Origin of the sequence: Effusibacillus lacus (genome assembly GCF_002335525.1) — a bacterium.
Lineage (GTDB): Bacteria > Bacillota > Bacilli > Tumebacillales > Effusibacillaceae > Effusibacillus > Effusibacillus lacus.
In genome coordinates this window covers 57,750-75,844 of the sequence record NZ_BDUF01000121.1, presented here as the reverse complement: position 1 = coordinate 75,844, position 18,095 = coordinate 57,750, and the positions used below count along the sequence as shown (strand labels likewise).

The window sequence follows — 18,095 nt, the reverse complement described above, 5'->3', positions numbered from 1 at the left end:
TTTCAGCTTTCTCTTGATCCTTCTAGTACTGCTCTTCAGTACCGGAGTTGAATCAAAATTCATTTATACAGATTTTTAGTGGATGACTTTAGAACTGGCGGTTGATGGTACGATCTGCTATCATCACTTATAGTATGAGAAGAAGGCAATAATTCGTTTAAGGCGGAAAGCGTGGTGGGGCAAGTGGGTACGCCAAGAAAAGTTCTCTATATGATCGGCGGCGGCGAATTTGGCGGGGCCGAACAACATCTGCTCGGTCTTGTGAAATCCCTTGACCCGGCGGAATGGGCTCCCCATGTGGCCGTTTTTTATAATGGGGAATTTGCGAACCGCCTGCGGGAGTTGAAGATCCCCGTAACCCTGATTGCGCCAAGAACCATCAAAGCCCTTGCGGGACTTGTCCCAGTCCGAAAAATCATCCGGGAGATGAAACCGGACATCCTGCATACCCATGGAGTTCGAAGCAACCTGCTGGGCCGCCTGGCCAATCAACTGGAAGGACACCCGGCCGCTAGTATCACCACCATTCACAGCATTCTTTCCCTTGATTATCCTGTAAGGTGGAAGCGCATTTTATTTGGCATTCTGGAGAAGAGCACATGGCCTCTGGTGGACCACTTTATTCTTGTCTCCCGCTCCATGAAGGAAAGCCTTATGAAAGAAGGCTTACCGGAAAAAAAAGCCTCGGTCATCCACAATGCCATAGAGTTACCCAAGCAACCGCCTGCTCGTCCGGAGGTCTCCTTAATCCGGGAAGAGCTGGGGCTTTCCCAGGACGCAGTTCTTGTAGGAACCGTTGCCCGGTTGCACAAGGTAAAAGGTCATACATATCTAATTCAAGCGATTCTGAAGCTGAAAGAGAAATACCCGAATGTCCACTACGTGTGGGTAGGCGGAGGCGAAATGTACACAGAATTAAAAGAAGAAGTTCAACGAGCCGGGCTTGCAGATGTGATCCACTTCCTGGGAGCACGTAAGGACGTACCTGAACTTCTTCCGCAATTCGACCTGTTTGTACTCCCTTCCGTGATGGAGGGTTTCGGCTTGGCTGCCCTGGAAGCCCAGATGTCCGGGATCCCGGTGATTGCGACCGCCGTAGGAGGACTATTGGAAGTTATTGAGGACGGACGGGATGGTCTCCTGGTTTCTCCCCAGGACCCTGATGCTCTGGCAAAAGCAATGGATCGAGTTTTGTCTTCGCCGGACCAATTCCGACTGATGGCCAGAACTGGCCAGGAGAAAGTATTCCAATACGGTTCGCTGGAACGTCTGATTCAAGAAACCACTGATGTTTACATAAAAGTCACAAAAAAAATTTCTTAATCCGTGTAACCTTTTTGAAATTTATAACGTCTATATAAGGTGTTAGCGCCAAATCCTCATTGGATGCCTGATTCTATTGCCTTTTAATGGATAATGGTATAAAATTAAACTCTGGTGCATATGGTTGCAGGGGTAAGGTACGGCAGTAAGAAATCTTTGCTGCTTTACGTCCTCAGCCGTTGTCGGTATAATGAATGCGTGAACCAAGTTCTCTATCACATGGTTTGATAGGATAATTGGAAATCACCCTCAAATATTGCCAATACATATCGAAGAGATGTAAAGAGGAATTGCTCGATTCTTGTCGTATTAGTTATAGAGTGAGACCGTGAATCATACAGTCATTGACTGTAGCAAGATTAAATTCCCACTGAAGGGAGTGATGTTGTCCTACTGGGGCAGGCGCTCAATGAAAGCACCCGTGATCTTCCGGTGTTACCACCCTGAGGGAACGGGATGCAAGGCGAGGGCTCTGACATCGCATATCACGGCGTGCAGAGTGACAGGCTTGAGTAGGGACGAATATCATTTAGATGTCATCATTCATTCAAAGCAACACACTTCTATCAGTAGATTGCGTATTAAGAGGAGGAGAAACAAAGTAATGAACAAAAAAATCAAGAAAACTGCTCTTAACGTCTTGACAACAGCGACGTTGTTGTCTGGAGTGGCGGCACCTGCGTTCTTTTCGGGAGTTGCCAGTGCTGCAACATCAAACTCCGTAGTGGGCGCTGTGCCTTCAATTGCATCAACCGGTAACTACAACCTTGCTTCGATTCGCATTGACGAAAGTGTCCAAGGGAACTTGGCCAACGGAGACGTTATCGTTCTCACCCTTCCTGAAGGTTTAGCATGGAACGGCTTGCCCGTTGTGACAACGACGGATGGAACTGTAACTGCCGGTGTCTACGCTGTGACAAGCCGTGTGGTTAACATTGAGCTTGCAACTGTTGACGCTGTAAATGTGGATAAATTTATCATTTCAACACCCGTTACAGTAAGTTCGGTTGGTTCGGGTCCGATCAATGTAAATCTTTCTGCGCCGGGAACTGGTATTGCGAGCGGCGACTATACAGTTGGTAACTTTACAAGCGGTTCAGCTACAGTAACAGCTTTGTCGACACCTACCCGCGGTTCTGGCACAGTTTCATTTGGAACCGTTCGCATTGTGGAAAATGCAATTGGTGATTTGGCGGCTGGTGAAACAATCACGCTGACATTGCCGTCTGGATATACTTGGGGTGCTGGTACGGCAAAAACTGATACCAACGGTATTGTTACAACTTTAGGGGCGACTGGCGGCAGAACATTGACATTGACTGTTAACACTGCCACTGCAGCCCGTCCTGGTATTATCGATCTCACAACCCAAGTAGTAGTTGGTTCTTCAGCGGCCAAAGGAGATGTAACGGTAAGCCTTGGTGGTACCAGTAATCTTAGTGGCGATGTCGTGATCGGTAAATATGCCGATTGGGGAATTTCTGTCGAAGCAGAAGCTGCAAAGAGTGTGACTGCTGGTCGGGACGCTCAGAGAATTGCTAAAGTTACAATTGCAGAAGATATTCCTGGAAGCTTGATCCCGGGCAGAACGATTACGGCGAAACTGCCAGAAAACACCCGTTTCAGCGCTGCTCCGACATTAACTCTTGATAGTGGAAATAACATCTGGGCTACTGCGGTAGGTACCTTGAATAGCGACAGCACTGAAGTTACATTCACGCTTGCAAATAATGCAAGTACGTCAGCAGCTGAACTTGCACTCAGTAATGTGAATATTGATGTTGCGCCAAATGTATCCGGGGACATTGCGTTGGAAATCGGCGGGACAGCTGGTGCTAAAGGAACCATCGTTGTTGCTAATGCAACCAAAGTTGTGTCAGGTTCTGCAGATGTCAAGGAAGTGAAAGTTGGTTCCCAAGCTCAAGCAGTTGGCGATATTACATTGACAGAAGGCAAGAAAGAAGGTCTGCTGGTAGGTAACCTGGAACTTAATGCTCCGGCAGGTGTAACTTTTGCGAATGTACCAACTGTTAAAGTTGAAGGTGGCGACATTCAACTTGGAACTGTAACTCGTGCCAACAATAATACGACATTGCGGATTCCGGTTAACGGACAAAGTTCTAAAGCCTCTGCCATTAAAATTAGCGGACTTCAAGTAACCGTTGACCGTACTGTTCCGGAAGGTGATATTAAGTTCTCTATCGGTGGTACTGCGGTTGTTAACAACGCTACACCGTTCCCGAATACCAGTGCAGGTAGTGTGATTGCTTCCAAGGTTGTAACTCCCGCTCCTTCCGACCAAAAGGCAACTGCTCAGTTTGTGCTTGGTCAAAGCAAATATACGGTTAATGGTGTAGAAAAAGCAATGGATGTTGCAGCGTTTGAAGAAGGTGGACGCACCTATCTGCCGGTTCGTTTCGTGGCAGAAGCACTTGGTGTATCTTCTGACAACGTCCTGTGGAATCAGGCTGACTGGTCTGTAACGATCCTCAAGGGAGATCGTGTTGTGAAGATGACTATCGGCAGCAACGTAATGATTGTGAACGGTGTATCTATCACCATGGATGTACCTGCTAAACTGAAAGATGAACGTACTTTCCTGCCGATTCGCTATGTAGCACAAGCGCTGGGTGCTGAAATTGAGTGGGATGATGCTACTCAAACTGTTACTGTAAAACAGTAATCGGGATTAGTTTTATCCGTCCGGAGAGAAAAGTACAAAATAGGTTGGGGAATTTTCCCAACCTATTTTACATGTGTACCCATATCAAGGGGGAACTTGACATGAAAAAAATCATTTCGGGGTTACTTGCTTCATCAGTGTTTTTTGGTACTTTAAGCACAGTTTCTGCGGAACCTGAAATTCGTATACTTATTGACGGCCAAAATCAGAAATATGACCAGCCGCCGGTCAAGATAAATGACAGGGTTTTGGTTCCGCTGCGCGATATATTTGAGGCGCTTGGTGCGACAATTGAATGGAATCATGGTACGCAAACTGTAACAGCGACAAAAGGAAGCAATCAAATTGTATTGCAGATTGGATCCTGGTTTGCGGATATAAACGGTTCTTTGATCAAATTGGACGAAAAAGCCCGGCTTATTAATGACAGAACCATGGTTCCAGTGCGTTTTGTGAGCGAAGCTTTGGGGGCCAAGGTTGATTGGGACGAAGGGAATCAAAGCGTACAGATTCATACGAGACGTTCTGCAGCCGATACGAATGAGTTAAACTCTTTGACATATCAACAGGCTTTTGAAAAGGCCAGATTCAAAAGTGTTTCTTTAAAAAATGCTAAAGCGGATATTACCCGGACCGAAAAATTGCGGGAGAAGGCAGCTAATGCCGTAATTTACACTCCGACAATAGGAGAAGATCCTCGGGCCACTGCTGCGTTGCTCGGTCTGCAATCCGCTGATATCAGCTGGCAAAGTGCGAAGAAACAGTATGAAGTGACGCTGGATTCGATAGCCTATAAAGTCAAAGAGGCGTATAACAAAGTTCTGCAAGCTCAAGAAAAGAAAAAATTTGCAGAAAAGTACTTGCAAAACGCAGATTCACAAGCGCGGCTATTCAGTCTGAAGTATGAAAATGGGTTAGTCAGTCAAATTGAATACAATCAAAAAAACACTGAATACACTGTTGCAAAAAAAAATCTGGAAGCTGCGAGTAAAGCTTTGGATGATGCATATTTGAACCTGAACCAATTACTGGGGTTGCCCATTGATACCAAAATGACACTGACTGACGTTCCTGAAATGAAAAAAGTGGATATTAAAGACTTGGATGTTTATGCAAATCGTTTGGTATCCGAAAGTCCAAGTGTATGGATGGCCGAACAGCAGGTCAAGCTGAATCAGAATAAACTAAATTTATTTACATTCAACGATGCTAGTAACCCCGAAACTTATGAAACGACAAAGATTTTGCTGGATAAATCAACAAATACAGTTGTGGATACTAAAGATCAATTAACAAAATTAGTCAAATCCTCCTATTATACTATCAAACAGTTGGAAGACCAGTATGACGTTTTGCAAGACAAATTCCAGGAAGCAAAACAACTCAGAGCAGTAACTCAAGTCAAGTTTGATCGTGGCATGGCTATCGAAGATGAAGTGATGGCGGCACAATTAAACGTTGAACAAATCAAACAGCAAATGCTCGAATTGACTACCCAGCATGAATTGATGGTTATGGTTTTAGAAAAGCCTTGGGTGTATAGTGTTAAATAAAACCTCTAATTTCCGATAAGGCTGTTGAGAATCTCAGCAGCCTGTTTTGATTTATTGCAAAAGATACGTTGGGGAAGTGCTGATTTGTGCATATTCTCTTTCAATTTGATGAATTCTTCTCAGCAGGTTATATTTTGTTTACTCTTCTAACGAGTTCTATCGCATTTTGTCGAAAGTATTGCTAGAATGGTTATGTAACTTAATGGGAGAATATAGGAGGACTTATATGGGTGAGTCTTTAGAGAAACAGCAAAGTTATCACAATCCTGACATGAGTTTCAGATTGGGATTTATCCTGTTATCAGCTATCTTCCTTGTATTTCCTTATTGGAATGGTTTGTTCTTTCATCCCTCTTTCGCTTATTCGGCTATATACCTTTTTTCGATATTAATCATACTCAGTATATGGTGGAGCACCAAAAAAATCCAGGTTGCCGGATGGTCATTGGTTGATTATTTTGCTGTAGGAATTACGCTGGCTTATTTACTCGCAGCCATTTCACCAGCAAATTACGAACATGCAACTATTGGGATTATCCGCTCACTAGCCTATCTGGGCAGCTACGTTCTTGTTCGTATATTGCTTGCTGGAGGAATTTCGCGTGTATCTTTTTTGCGGGTTTTTGCAGCATCGGGTATTTTGGTTAGTTTATACGGATTTGCTACCGGTTTTGGTTTAATAGAACGTGCTGGAGCGATTTACGATCCAAGTGGTTCGCGTCGTTTGAGTTCAGTTTTTGAATACCCGAACACAGCTGCTTCCTACGTAGTGGTTATTTACATTTTAACTATTGGATTGTTGACTGTTTCAACAAGAAGGCTCGAAAAATTTGTATATTCAGCCGGATTATTTATGATGCTGGCATTTATATTTCATACCCAATCTCGTGGGGCATTGCTGGTATTGACAGGGTTGGCGGGTTTGATTGTGTTAATTGCGCCAAAAGGGGGAAAATTCACCTCTGTTGGATATACGATTTTACCAGCTCTGCCATTGCTTTTTGCTGCGGACTGGCTGGGAGATGCGATTAAGAGCCAAAATCAAATTATTGGTTGGGCGGTTTTGTTACTTGCTTCTGTTATCACTGGTGCATTTTCTGCAATATTTGATTTGATTCGCAAACGAGTTCATGTAGAAATATACAAAACGGTAAGATGGATTATTATAGGATTGATCTTATTAGCAGTTATGTTGGGGGTTGCATTTGTATCAAATAGTTTGTTGACCAAGCTTTATTCCATGTTTGAGCAATCTTCATTAGTGCAAAGATTTGTATTTTACAAGGATGCTTTTGCAGCATTTCTTGAAAATCCGATATTCGGGAACGGGTTTCAAACTTGGAAGGAAACATATCAAAGTTTCCAGTCTTATCCCTATGTTAGTCGTCAAGCACATGGATATTGGGTCGATATTGTACTGGATACAGGAATTGTAGGGGCGATAATTTGGCTTGGTTTTATTACCGTCTGTTTTCGTGAGATGGTCTCCTCATGGAAAAATATTGCTATTGAAGAGAGACGGATTACTTTTTTCCTGGTTCTAGGTATCGTAGGGTTAATTGGCCATTCTTTTATCGATTTTGACATGGCATATGGTACAATGAATTATTTGCTTTGGACTTTGATGGGGCTGGCGATTGGGCCTTTAGCAGTAAAGTCACAAGGTACAATTGGTCAGATTCTTTCACGATCAACAAAAACAGACAAGTTGTGGATTGTTGTTCCGATTCTTTCACTGATTTGCTTGGTGAGCATAACGGGCTATGCGATCTCAGAACAGATATTAAAAAAGATTAGCATCGGCGGAATTAATCCTGAAGAAGGGTTGAAGCAAGCTGAAACAGGAATTGTGTTGGCCCCTTATCGTTCTGGCCTCTGGATGGCAAAGGCCAAGTTTTTAAATGACACACTTGCAGTCAATTCATCGGACAAAGCAAAAAGCACCAAAGTTATTGAAGCTGCCAGCAAAGCGGTGTCAATGAGTCCTTTTGACACAAATACGAGCATTTTGGGCGCCTCCTATCTTGCTAAACACGGAGAGGGCTTGAAGGCTCTTGAACTTTTTCGGCAAGCCTGGAAGAATGGGAAATATAACTCACAGGCAACAGACCTGTATATTATTAATAGCAAAAATGTTGGAGCACAATTATACGATAAAAACAAAAACCAAGCAAAGCGCCATTTTGAGAATGGATGGCTTGCATACCAAGATGCAGTGAATAAAATCCAAAAGTTTGAATCTTTGCCTAAAGTGTTGCGAATAGAATTTTCTTATGATTTATCGCCAGCAAGTAGATTGGCAGCGGCCGAATCTGCATTTTATCTTGGTAAATATGAGCAGATTTCGGGAATCCTTGCTCCAATAGTAACTTCCAATGATAAAAAGAATGAAGCAATAATTGAACAGTCAAAATTACTTTTAAATGCAGTTAATCAGAAGAAAGGACAACCTATTAATGAAACGGAAGTCAAGGACTTATCGGGGAAGAAAAAAGAATTGGAGAAATACTATCAGTCTTTGATCAAAGTAGAGCCGCTCGTTAAGTAACACTGTAAGTTTTTAGTCCAGAAGGGAAGTATAAAAATGTGTGTAGCTGTTATTGGAACAGGGTATGAGGGTCTGACAACAGCAGTGTCATTAACCTATCTGGGGCATGATGTGTATGCTGTTGATAAGGATTAAGTCCCATTCACGAGCAAGACATAGAATCTTTGCTCAAGGAAGCCAAAAATAAAATTGTCTTTACTACAGATACAATACAAGCAGTGGAACAAGCGGAAATCATTTTAATAGCTATTGGAACTCCGCCGAAGCCAAATGGCAACGCTTATACAAGGTATTGCGATTCCAAATGCAAGAAACGAATTGGCTGAGATTGAAATATAGTACAACGAAGATGTTTATTCAGCAATTGAAAATTGTGATGGGATAGTACTGACCACGGAATGGGAAGATTATAAAAATATTGATATTGCTATTTAAAAATAAAATGAAGGGAACAATACTGATCGCCGAAATTTTTATGATCCGAAAGATTTTTACAGAGCAAACATCGATTATGTCGGAGTGGGTATAATGTTCCTATTTAATTGGGAAAAATGGCGTCAAAAATCCATCCTGAGAAGGATGTTTGATACTAGCTTAGTCGTAGGAATTTTAACTGTGGGGATAAAGATTGCTTTATTTATTAAGGAACTAGTAATTGCTTATCATTTTGGAACTAGTGATGTTTTAGATGCCTATCTAATTGCATATACGATACCGGCATTTGCCGTTAATTTGATAGCAGGATCGTTTAATGCAGCGTTAATACCGACGTATATTCAAGTGCAGGAAAGTGAGAATCGAGCCGAGGTACAAAAACTCTTCTCCAATGTTGTAGTATTAAGCTTCTTGTTACTAGTATTTGTTACATTAGTATTAGGAATTTCTGCTCCATATATATTATCGATTATTGGTTCGGGATTCACGCGAGAAAAACTTGCATTAACGCAAAACATTTTTTATTTCTTGCTTCCAACGATAGCAATTACAGGAGTAACCACCATTTGGGCTGCTGTTCTTAATGCGTCTGAACGTTTTGTACTATCTTCTTTAGTGCCAATTTTAACCCCTTTAGTAACAGTTGCAATTATTATATTCTTTGGAAGTGAGTGGGGAATATATACTCTGGCACTGGGGACTATAGTAGGCTCTCTATTTGAAGTGATGTTTTTAGGGTTTGGACTTAAACAGCAACGACTGTCTTTAAGACCAAAATGGTACGGGACTAATACCGCAACCAAGCAAGTGATTACCCAGTATCTTCCGATGATTGCGGGAGCATTCTTAATGGGAAGTACAGGAATAATAGATCAATCGATGGCAACTATGTTGAACTCTGGTAGTGTTTCGGTGTTAAATTATGGAAATAAAATAGTTGCTGCAATACTTTCTACTTGTTCTACAGTTATTAGCATAGTTGTACTACCATATTTTTCGAAAATGGTAGCGTCAAATAATTGGACGGGTATTAAAAGTACATTAATGTTGTATGCAAAAATCGTTATTGGTATATCCATCCCCCTTACAATAATTCTTATATATTTCTCTGATTCATTGGTGGAATTACTTTACGAAAGAGGAGCTTTTACAAATGAGGATACTCGAATGGTTGCTAATGTCCAAGCAATGTATTTTTTACAAATACCTTTTTATATTTTAGGTATTGTAATGGTCCGACTCATATCAGCATTTAAGGCAAACCAAATACTTATGAAAGGGGCTATTATCAGCCTCATCTTGAATATTGTCTTTAACTATTTATTCATGAATTGGATGGGTATAGCAGGAATTGCATTATCCACATCAGTAGTTTACCTCGTTTCATTCATATATCTTTTGAGTATGTTATTAAAGTTATTGCGGAGGACGGCGGGAAATATATGATGAATAAGGATAAAGCAGGAAAGCACTATTGGGATAGTATTTGGGAAACAAATAATTTACCGAAAGCAGTGAATCCCAATCAAAGAGGACTAAATAATTACGTTGACAAGAATTTTCATGAATTGTTCAATAAAATATTTTCAGATACTACTACTTACAATTTGAAGTTATTGGAAATAGGTTGTGCCAACTCAAGGTGGCTACCATATTTTGCAAAGGAATATGGGTTTAAAATAACTGGGTTAGATTACTCAGAGAGAGGTTGCGACCAAGCTAGAAAAATATTAGCAAATGAGAGTGTAGAAGGTGAGATAGTATGGGCAGATTTTTTTTCGCCTCCGGATTACATGTTGGAAGCATACGATGTTGTTGTTTCTTTTGGGGTTGTCGAACATTTTGAAGATACATCTGATTGTCTTCAAGCATTTTCTAAATTCTTGAAACCAGGAGGAATAATCATTACTATTATTCCGAATTTAAATGGAATTACAGGGGAATTACAAAAAATTGTGAACCGACCAATATTTGATATTCATGTACCGTTAGATCGCGAAGCTCTTGCTCTTGCTCATGAAAAAAGTGGTTTTACGCTAAAAGACTGCGAATATTTTCTGTTTATTAATCTTGGTGTTTTAAACTTCGGTGATTTAAAAAATAAATATTTTTATAAAATACTTGTCGGAATTCAGTTTTGGGTGAGTAAAACAATATGGGTAGTTGAGGGGTTGATACCGATTTTTAAACCTAATCGGTGGACTGCACCATATATTTATTGTTTTGGCAAAAAGCTATGAAAATAACAACATCATATCCTCCCTGTCCTTTGGTAAGCAGAACGAGTGATGTCTATTCTGGGCTAACTATTGGGAGAATGGGCAAGAAACAAGTTTGATAACATTGAAAGATTCATCTGCGGATTTCTATGAGCTTCATCCAAAGGTAAAACGGATAGGTTTGGCTTTAACGAATTCTTCAAAGAATCTTTGGCAAGCGTTAAAAAATAATTATAATCGACTTGTAAATTTGAGGCAGGCTATAGGCAACTCTCAATCGGACGTGGTTATCAGTTTTGTGGATAAGATGAATGTATTGACGTTGATGGCAAACTATGGATTACAGATTCCTATAATTACATCGGAACGAACAGATACAGAACAACATGCTGTCGGAAGGAGTTAGGGGTTGCTGAGGAAGCTTACCTATCCATTCGCATCTGGCTTAATTGTTCAGTCTAACAAAGTACATTAGTGGGTTCGGAATATTTTCAAAATGTACCGTCCTGTGTTGTACCCAACCCGATTGTTATCTTGCCTTCAAAAGCTACGGATATCAACCGTCTTACCATCGATAAATTCAATATAGTGGCAATGGGGAGACTTTTGAGACAAAAAGTATTTGGTCTCCTGCTGCAAGCTATCGTAAAATGTACCGAAAATATCCAAACTGTCTTTAACAATAATTGGAGAGGGTAACGCTGCGCTTGGCTTTTAAAAAAGCAAGTGACTTCCTTGGGGTTACAGTCACGAGTAAATCTGCCGGGAAGGTTGAAAAATCCGGCGGCAATTCTGTGTGCCGTGCCGATTTGTTTGTAATGTCTTCACGATACGAGGGATTTCCTAATGCACTGCTGGAGGCAATGGCATGCGGCCTGCAGGTGATATCAACAGATTGTCCAAGTGGTCCCGTGAAATCATTCGCCATGAAATCGACGGAATTTTGGTTCCGCCTGAAGATGTGGATGAATTGGCCACCGCCAAGGGACGGCTTTTCATTAACCCTGATGAAAGAAAACGACTAGGAGAATAGCCGTCAATGTGCGGGAACGTTTCAGTCTGCAAAATGTAAAGAACATGTGGGAAGATGTTATTCGGAATGTATTGAGGAGCGACCATCCATGAAGTGATCCCCAGTCATGAAGAAAGAGCAACTCCCGCAGATAACAGATTTGCGAGAAAATACAAAATGTCGAGTTATTGAGAGGAGATTAATATGAGTCGATATGAAAAAGAAGTAACTGAAAGTAAACGTTTTGAGTTTGGGGAAAACTGGGGTAATTTTTTGCAAGTATTGGATAACGAGCGTATACTTCAAGCCGAACAATCATTAAAAAACATGCTGGAAATTGAGAATTTAGAAGGTAAGAGATTTCTAGATATTGGATCAGGGAGTGGTCTGTTTAGTCTTGCTGCAAGAAGGTTGGGTGCACGTGTCTATTCTTTTGATTACGATCCGAATTCGGTAGCTTGTACGAAAGAACTAAAACGCAGATATTTCAGTGATGATCATAATTGGATTGTTGAAGAAGGTGACGTCTTAAATAAAAAATATTTAAGTGAACTCGGGGAGTTTGACATCGTGTATTCTTGGGGTGTACTGCATCACACAGGAGATATGTGGAAGGCATTGGAAAACATTTGTACCAATGTTGCTGATGAAGGAAAGTTATATATTGCAATATACAATGATCAAGGTCGAAAAAGTAAATATTGGAAAACGATTAAGGAGTTGTATAATAAATCGCCTAATTTTATAAAATTATGGATTGTTAGTCTGTGTTTATTTCGTCTATGGGCTCCTACTATTATTCGTGATTTGGCATCAGGAAAACCAATGTATTCATGGAGGAATTATAGTAAAAAACGAGGTATGTCACCATGGTATGATGTGGTAGATTGGGTAGGTGGATATCCTTTTGAAGTAGCAAAGCCTGAAGAAATATTTGAATTTTATAAGAAGAGCGGTTTTGGATTAGCTAAACTGGTGACCTGTGGTGGTGGTCTTGGTTGTAATGAATATGTTTTTATTAAAAAGGATTTAAATTAAAATGAAAATACTATTTCTAATTCGATCTCTCCAGTTCGGCGGTGCAGAACGTCAATTGGTCACCTTGGCCAAAGGCCTTCATCAAAAAGGTTTAAACGTTGGCGTGACGGTGTTTTATCCAGGCGGGCCGCTTCAAGCAGAATTGCACGAAGTAGGCATCCAGGTGATTGTTTTAGAAAAACGCGGTCGATGGGATCTGGTTGGTTTTTTTATGAAGTTGATCCAAACGATTCGTGCTTTTCAACCGGATATTCTACATGGATATCTAGGGGTTCCGAACATTTTGACTGTGTTATTGAAACCTATATTTCCGAAGGTCAAAATGGTCTGGGGAGTCCGAGCTTCGTTTATGGATCTTGAGAAATATGATTGGCTGATTAAAACGTTATATAAGATTGAATGCAAGCTTTCCCGGTTCGCTGATTTGATAATCGCAAACTCATATGCAGGGATGGAATATTCGATTAAACAGGGGTTTCCTGCACAGAAAATGATCGTAGTACCTAATGGCATTAATATGGAACAGTTTGGACTTGACCTTGAAAGTAAGAACCAAATGCGTAGGGTTTGGGGAATTTCAGAAGATGAGACGTTGATCGGTATGGTCGGACGCTTGGATCCGATGAAAGATCATTCCACTTTCTTAAAAGCGGCGACTCTGCTTGTAAAGGAAATAACCAATGTGCGGTTTGTTTGTGTCGGGGAAGGACCGCTAGATTATAAACGGCAACTGCAAGAAGAAGCGGAAACATTGGGGTTGTCCAAACACCTGTTATGGATCGGCAATGTCAACGACATGTCGGCTGTGTATAATGCATTGGATATCCTGACATTGTCATCCTACGGTGAAGGATTTCCTAATGTTATTGGTGAAGCCATGGCTTGTGGAGTCCCATGTGTGGTGACAGAAGTTGGGGATTCCGCAAGAATTGTTGGCGATACAGGTGTGGTGGTTCCTCCGAAAAGCCCGGATCAGCTTGCAGAAGGTTTGAAAGCCATGCTGAATCGGCTGGACGGGAATCGAGCAGACATCAGCCGAAAAGTTCGCGAAAGAATCGTCAGTGAGTTTTCATCCGAAATTCTATTTCAGAGGACAGTAGAAGCGCTAAGGAGATTGCTATGACAAAGGTTGTGCATATCATTACTGGCCTCAATACAGGCGGTGCGGAAATGATGCTTTACAAACTGCTTTCCGGAATGGATCGCAGGAAGTTTGATCAGGCAGTCATTTCTTTGATTGACGAAGGGACGCTGGGAGAGCGGATCAAAGCGTTGGGAATTCCGGTCCATTCGGTTGGAATGAAATCCGGTGTACCTTCGCTGGGAGCGCTGTGGAAGTTGATGAGAACAGTGCGTCGGTTGAATCCAGATCTGATACAGGGTTGGATGTACCATGGGAACTTGGCTGCCCAACTGTCGGCGCTCTTTTTTTTAAAAAGAATACCGGTGATCTGGAACATTCGGCAATCGCTTTATAGTTTGAAAGATGAAAAACCGACTACAGCAGCAGTAATTAAGCTTAGTGCCAAGATGTCTAGATTTCCTGTCAGAATTGTGAACAATTCAAGTGCTAGCGCAGAACACCATGAAAAAATAGGGTTTTGTAGGAATAAGCGGGTTATTATCCCCAATGGGTTTGACGTGGATCGGTTTTTTCCCACTCAGGAGGTAGGAAACAAAATACGTATAGAATTGGGAGTTTCTGATCAATCCATTATGATTGGACTCATTGCGCGCTATCATCCTATGAAAGATCATTTAAATTTTTTGCAAGCTGCAAAAATGCTGCTTCAGGATATGGAGAATGTTGAATTTGTATTGGTTGGAACAAATGTTGATAGGAAAAATAGTGAATTGATGCAACAGATGGACAAGATAGGCAAAAAAGAAAAATTTCATTTATTAGGAGAACGAAGCGATATTGCGGAGATAATAGGCGCTTTGGATATAGCCGTATCCTCTTCAATAGCCGAAGGTTTTCCGAATGTCGTGGGAGAAGCCATGTCCTGCGGGGTTCCATGTGTTGTGACCGATGTGGGCGATTCCGCATGGATCGTCAGTAACACCGGACGTGTAGTTCCTCCCCAAAATCCGCTAGCGTTGGCAGCCGCCTGCAAAGAACTGATCGAAATGGGGGCAGAGCAGCGCCGGGAATTAGGGAGAAAAGCCCGAAAAAGGATTGAGGAATGTTTTTCTCTTTCGTCCATTGTAAGGGAATATGAACTGCTTTACGAACACATTCTGAACATACGAAAAAAAGAGGAATGATGAGCACATGTGCGGTATAGCAGGGTTTATTTCGATTCAATCGAGATTAACAACAGACGAATTGCAACAACAAGCAATCAAAATGGGGGAATCGATTGTTCATCGAGGGCCTGATGATTCAGGAATATGGGTGGATGCTGAAGCAGGGATTGCTCTCGCTCACCGGCGTTTGTCCATTGTTGACCTTTCTCCAGAGGGCCATCAGCCCATGGTATCCCCAAGCGGACGATATGTAATTGTTTTTAACGGAGAAATCTATAATTTCTGTATATTAAGAGAGGAATTGCAACGTAGTGGTTATTCATTCCGCGGTCATTCGGATACGGAAGTAATGTTAGCTGCAATTGAACAGTTTGGAGTTGAGCCGGCGATAAAGAAATTCGTCGGCATGTTTGCGTTCGCACTATGGGATCGACAGGAACGAATGCTGATTCTGGGGCGTGACCGGATGGGGGAAAAACCGTTATTCTATGGTCGAATCGGTAATTCTTTTATGTTTGCTTCAGAATTGAAGGCATTGCGAAATCACCCCGATTTCAGGAGCGAGATTGACCGTAAGGCATTGGCGCTTTACATGCGCCATAACTATATTCCGGCTCCCTATTCGATTTATCGGGGAATCTTTAAACTTCTGCCGGGAACGATTTTAACTTTCCGATCCATGTTTCCTGATTCAGAATTAACTCCTGTTCCGTTCTGGACGGTCAGAGAGGCGGCCGAAAAGGGAGTGGAAAATTTGTTTGGCGGTTCCGAATCAGAAGCGGTGAACCGTCTGGATCAGCTTCTGCGGGATTCCGTGGGCCAACAGATGGTGGCAGATGTTCCTCTCGGGGCGTTTCTTTCCGGCGGGATTGATTCCTCTACTGTGGTGGCGGTGATGCAGTCGTTAAGCCGACAACCGGTCAAAACTTTTACAATCGGATTTCATGAGGAAGGTTATAACGAAGCAGAGCATGCCAAGGCTGTCGCCAGACATCTTGGAACTGACCATACAGAATTATATGTGTCTCTTGAACAGGCGATGGATGTGATCCCGAGACTTCCCGTTTTGTACGATGAACCATTTTCCGATTCATCCCAAATTCCCACTTTTCTGGTATCGCAGCTGGCCAGACAGCATGTTACTGTCAGTCTTTCCGGCGATGGCGGAGATGAGTTGTTTGGGGGATACAATCGGTATTTTTGGGGCCGAAACATATGGAGCAAGATTGGCTCCATTCCCAAACCGTTCAGGCAATTGGCGGCTCGCGGCCTCACTGTACTCTCTCCGCAAACCTGGAATTCCTTGTATGCAGCGGTTGCTCCTCTCGTACCGAATAGATTCAAGCTGCAGTTGCCGGGTGACAAACTCCACAAACTGGCAGATATACTGGCGGTGGAAAGTCCGGAAGCAATGTATCGGGATCTTGTTTCCCATTGGAAAAACCCAACGGCGGTCGTATTGGATACGGTTGAGCCTAAGACAGTGCTGAATGAGCAGCAATCATGGGCGCATCTTCCTGACTTTACGCAGCGAATGATGTATCTGGATATGATGACCTATTTGCCGGATGACATCCTGGTGAAAGTGGACAGAGCCAGCATGGGTGTTAGTCTGGAGTCACGGGTTCCGATGCTTGATCACCGCATTGTGGAGTTTGCCTGGACGCTTCCTTTGGCGATGAAGATCCGGAACGATCAGGGGAAATGGTTGCTGCGTCAGGTGTTATATAAATATGTGCCGAAAGAATTGATCGAACGTCCGAAGATGGGATTTGGTGTGCCGATCGATACTTGGCTGCGCGGCCCCCTGCGTCAATGGGCAGAACAATTGCTGGACGAAGAAAGGCTGAGACGGGAAGGGTTTTTCAACCCGGTTCCGATCCGGCAAAAATGGGCAGAACATCAGTCTGGAAAGCGCAATTGGCAGTACTATTTATGGGATGTATTGATGTTCCAGGCTTGGCTTGAGCAGCAGTAGAATGTTTGCCAGGAAATGAAAGGAGTGGAACGATGACCAAGCGTAAGCAGATTTTGGTTACCGGAAGTGCGGGATTTATTGGATTTCATTTGTCAAAGAGATTGTTGGCGGAAGGTTATAATGTTATCGGGTTGGATAATCTGAACGATTACTATGCAGTATCGTTAAAAGAAGCCCGTCTGAAGCAACTGCAAGAGATTTCCGGTTTTTCGTTTATACGCGGTTCCTTGGAAGATCGTCAAACAATCAATCAGATGTTTGCCGAGAATTCTATTTCAGTTGTGGTGAATCTGGCTGCCCAGGCGGGGGTTCGTTACAGTCTGGTTAATCCGCATGCTTACATTGATGCAAACATCGTCGGTTTTATGAATATTCTCGAAGCGTGCCGACATAACCAAGTGGAGCATCTGATTTATGCATCCTCAAGTTCCGTATATGGAGCTAATACAAAAATGCCGTTTTCGGTTCATCATAATGTGGATCATCCAGTAAGTCTGTATGCAGCGACGAAAAAAGCAAATGAACTGATGGCGCATACCTACAGCCATTTGTATGGGCTGCCGACAACAGGGCTGCGGTTCTTTACGGTATACGGTCCGTGGGGACGACCGGATATGGCATTATTCTTGTTTACAAAGGCTATTCTTTCCGGTGAACCTATTAAAGTGTTTAATCACGGAAAAATGAAAAGAGATTTTACCTATATTGATGATATTGTGGAAGGGATTATAAGACTGGTCAACAGAAAGCCTGAGCCGAATTTGGAATGGAGTGGGGACAATCCGGATCCGGGGACAAGCTATGCACCTTATAAAATCTACAATATTGGAAATAACAGACCGGTTGAACTGTTACATTTTATTTCGGTACTCGAAGAAAAATTGGGACGAGAGGCGAAAAAAGAATTTCTTCCCTTGCAGGCAGGGGATGTCCCGGAAACGTATGCGGATGTTGACGATCTGATGCGGGAAGTGAATTTTCAACCGAATACCTCAATTGAAACAGGGATTGGACGTTTTGTCGACTGGTATCGTGATTACTACGGGGTGAAATAGA

At 42.3% G+C, this 18,095-nt stretch carries 14 protein-coding genes; all 14 read left to right on the top strand.

What is annotated here, in order from left to right; all coding sequences use genetic code 11:
- Positions 1–174 precede the first annotated feature (174 nt).
- The 14 genes from EFBL_RS19980 (at position 175) to EFBL_RS19915 (ending at position 18,094) form a co-directional block, all read left to right on the top strand.
- Positions 175–1,323: a glycosyltransferase gene (locus EFBL_RS19980; RefSeq protein WP_096184488.1), complete on the top strand. Its 1,149-nt coding sequence runs from the start codon at positions 175–177 to the stop codon at positions 1,321–1,323.
- A 604-nt stretch (positions 1,324–1,927) separates the two neighbouring features.
- A complete protein-coding gene (locus tag EFBL_RS19975) occupies positions 1,928–4,006 on the top strand; it encodes a stalk domain-containing protein (RefSeq protein WP_165912598.1) in 2,079 nt (692 codons plus the stop codon).
- A 101-nt stretch (positions 4,007–4,107) separates the two neighbouring features.
- A complete protein-coding gene (locus EFBL_RS19970; protein ID WP_165912599.1) occupies positions 4,108–5,559 on the top strand; it encodes a stalk domain-containing protein in 1,452 nt (483 codons plus the stop codon).
- A gap of 226 nt (positions 5,560–5,785) precedes the next feature.
- On the top strand, positions 5,786–8,107 hold the full coding sequence (locus tag EFBL_RS19965; RefSeq protein ID WP_165912600.1) for an O-antigen ligase family protein: 2,322 nt from the start codon (positions 5,786–5,788) through the stop codon (positions 8,105–8,107).
- A gap of 36 nt (positions 8,108–8,143) precedes the next feature.
- On the top strand, positions 8,144–8,242 hold the full coding sequence (locus EFBL_RS21730) for a hypothetical protein (RefSeq protein ID WP_096184478.1): 99 nt from the start codon (positions 8,144–8,146) through the stop codon (positions 8,240–8,242).
- 5 nt (positions 8,243–8,247) lie between these two features.
- A complete protein-coding gene (locus EFBL_RS22035; RefSeq protein WP_096184475.1) occupies positions 8,248–8,433 on the top strand; it encodes a hypothetical protein in 186 nt (61 codons plus the stop codon).
- A 202-nt stretch (positions 8,434–8,635) separates the two neighbouring features.
- Positions 8,636–9,988, top strand: coding sequence for a murein biosynthesis integral membrane protein MurJ (gene murJ / locus EFBL_RS19950; protein ID WP_096184473.1), 1,353 nt, complete (start codon positions 8,636–8,638; stop codon positions 9,986–9,988).
- Complete coding sequence (locus EFBL_RS19945; protein ID WP_096184471.1) at positions 9,985–10,782, top strand: class I SAM-dependent methyltransferase; 798 nt, start codon at positions 9,985–9,987, stop codon at positions 10,780–10,782. Before murJ ends, EFBL_RS19945 begins: the two co-directional genes overlap by 4 nt.
- A 797-nt stretch (positions 10,783–11,579) precedes the next feature.
- Positions 11,580–11,786: a glycosyltransferase gene (locus EFBL_RS21580; RefSeq protein ID WP_369690115.1), complete on the top strand. Its 207-nt coding sequence runs from the start codon at positions 11,580–11,582 to the stop codon at positions 11,784–11,786.
- A 191-nt stretch (positions 11,787–11,977) separates the two neighbouring features.
- Positions 11,978–12,811, top strand: coding sequence for a class I SAM-dependent methyltransferase (locus EFBL_RS19935; protein WP_096184469.1), 834 nt, complete (start codon positions 11,978–11,980; stop codon positions 12,809–12,811).
- 1 nt (position 12,812) lies between these two features.
- Positions 12,813–13,934 (top strand): glycosyltransferase, encoded by a 1,122-nt coding sequence (locus tag EFBL_RS19930; RefSeq protein WP_096184467.1) that lies wholly within the window; start codon positions 12,813–12,815, stop codon positions 13,932–13,934.
- Entirely contained in the window at positions 13,931–15,079 is a 1,149-nt protein-coding gene (locus tag EFBL_RS19925; RefSeq protein ID WP_096184465.1) for a glycosyltransferase family 4 protein, read from the top strand. The genes EFBL_RS19930 and EFBL_RS19925 overlap by 4 nt, the downstream gene beginning before the upstream one ends.
- 7 nt (positions 15,080–15,086) lie before the next feature.
- Positions 15,087–17,039, top strand: coding sequence for an asparagine synthase (glutamine-hydrolyzing) (gene asnB, locus EFBL_RS19920; RefSeq protein ID WP_096184464.1), 1,953 nt, complete (start codon positions 15,087–15,089; stop codon positions 17,037–17,039).
- Between the two features lie 32 nt (positions 17,040–17,071).
- Entirely contained in the window at positions 17,072–18,094 is a 1,023-nt protein-coding gene (locus tag EFBL_RS19915) for an NAD-dependent epimerase (RefSeq protein ID WP_096184462.1), read from the top strand.
- Position 18,095 lies beyond the last annotated feature (1 nt).

Excerpts from the sequence above, each read along its gene's own strand:
- EFBL_RS19975 (WP_165912598.1), top strand. The coding sequence starts at position 1,928 with ATGAACAAAAAAATCAAGAAAACTGCTCTTAACGTCTTGACAACAGCG.
- EFBL_RS19970 (WP_165912599.1), top strand. The coding sequence starts at position 4,108 with ATGAAAAAAATCATTTCGGGGTTACTTGCTTCATCAGTGTTTTTTGGT.
- EFBL_RS19965 (WP_165912600.1), top strand. The coding sequence starts at position 5,786 with ATGGGTGAGTCTTTAGAGAAACAGCAAAGTTATCACAATCCTGACATG.
- EFBL_RS21730 (WP_096184478.1), top strand. The coding sequence starts at position 8,144 with ATGTGTGTAGCTGTTATTGGAACAGGGTATGAGGGTCTGACAACAGCA.
- murJ (WP_096184473.1), top strand. The coding sequence starts at position 8,636 with ATGTTCCTATTTAATTGGGAAAAATGGCGTCAAAAATCCATCCTGAGA.
- EFBL_RS19945 (WP_096184471.1), top strand. The coding sequence starts at position 9,985 with ATGATGAATAAGGATAAAGCAGGAAAGCACTATTGGGATAGTATTTGG.
- EFBL_RS21580 (WP_369690115.1), top strand. The coding sequence starts at position 11,580 with ATGTCTTCACGATACGAGGGATTTCCTAATGCACTGCTGGAGGCAATG.
- EFBL_RS19935 (WP_096184469.1), top strand. The coding sequence starts at position 11,978 with ATGAGTCGATATGAAAAAGAAGTAACTGAAAGTAAACGTTTTGAGTTT.
- EFBL_RS19930 (WP_096184467.1), top strand. The coding sequence starts at position 12,813 with ATGAAAATACTATTTCTAATTCGATCTCTCCAGTTCGGCGGTGCAGAA.
- EFBL_RS19925 (WP_096184465.1), top strand. The coding sequence starts at position 13,931 with ATGACAAAGGTTGTGCATATCATTACTGGCCTCAATACAGGCGGTGCG.
- asnB (WP_096184464.1), top strand. The coding sequence starts at position 15,087 with ATGTGCGGTATAGCAGGGTTTATTTCGATTCAATCGAGATTAACAACA.
- EFBL_RS19915 (WP_096184462.1), top strand. The coding sequence starts at position 17,072 with ATGACCAAGCGTAAGCAGATTTTGGTTACCGGAAGTGCGGGATTTATT.